At 68.1% G+C, this 1078-nt stretch carries 1 protein-coding gene; it reads left to right on the top strand.

Translation table 11 applies throughout. The annotated features are described in order from the left end of the window. A partial coding sequence (locus ACWGPE_RS19210; protein WP_452049349.1) for a hypothetical protein occupies window positions 1-932 on the top strand: 932 nt, incomplete at its 5' end. Window positions 933-1078 lie beyond the last annotated feature (146 nt).

Here is a 1078-nt window from a genome sequence, read left to right as displayed (position 1 = left end):
GACATAGGCTGGGGGCCGACCGAGGGGGCGGCATGGCAGAAGATCGTGACGACGCGTATCCGGCGATGACGGCCGACGAGATGGCGCATATTCGGCGCCTCACGCTGGAGGTGCTGGCGGCGCGCCGGGTCGAGGCGGTGTTCGACGCGGACGGTGCCACGGTGAAGTGTTCGGACGGGTCGAGTTACGGTCTCGACAACCTGGTCCGCTCGTGTCGCAATGCCGGGCAACAGGATTGGCCCGCACTGGTGGACAAGCACTTCGCGGACATGCTCGCCGCGCGGGACCGTCCCAGGGTCGAGGACATGGACTTCTCCGAACTGCTCGAACGGGTGCGGGCCAGGGTGCTGTCGGCCGAACAGGTCGAGTCCTCACCAGGGGGCATGCTGTCGTACGGATGGCCTGTCGCCGACGGCCTGACCGAGGTGCTGTGCATCGACTACCCGGACGTCGTCGCCTACCTCAACGCCGACCAGGTCTCGGCCCGCGACGCAGGCAGGTTGCGCGAGGCGGGTCGGTGCAACACCGTCGCCGAGCCGATCGACGAGGTCATCCGCCGCAGTGACGATGATGCGGAATTCTCGATCCTGGCCGGCGAATCGGTGTTCGTCGGCTCGAAGATTCTCGACATCGGGGCCTTGGTGCCCGATTACCTGCCGGTGACACCGCACGGGGTGATCGTCGGCGCGCCGTCGCGAAACCTGCTCATGGTCCATCCGATACACGCCGCGGGTCCGGTGCTCGCGGCGGTGAACGCCATGGCGCACCTGTGCCAGACGCTCAGTGCCGGCAACCCGGGCCCGATCAGCGGCAACCTTTATCACTGGAACGGTGACCTGCAGCGGATCACCTCGCTGGACCCGCAGACCCAGACCATCTCGGTACTGGCCCAGGGGGCGTTCGGCGATGTGCTCACCGCGCTGACGCGCTGAGCGCCCTGGCATGTTCGACCTCATCCTGCCGCGGGAATGCGGCGGCTGCGGCGCGCCGTCGACCAGATGGTGCGCGTCGTGCGCCGGACAACTCCGGGTCGGTGACGACGAGCCGCACCTGTTCACCCCGCGAGCCGATCCGGGAG

The sequence above is a fragment of the Agromyces sp. NPDC055658 genome (assembly GCF_053618155.1).
The sequence above is the reverse complement of the archived record's forward strand: the minus strand, read 5'-3'. Positions and strand labels throughout refer to the sequence as shown.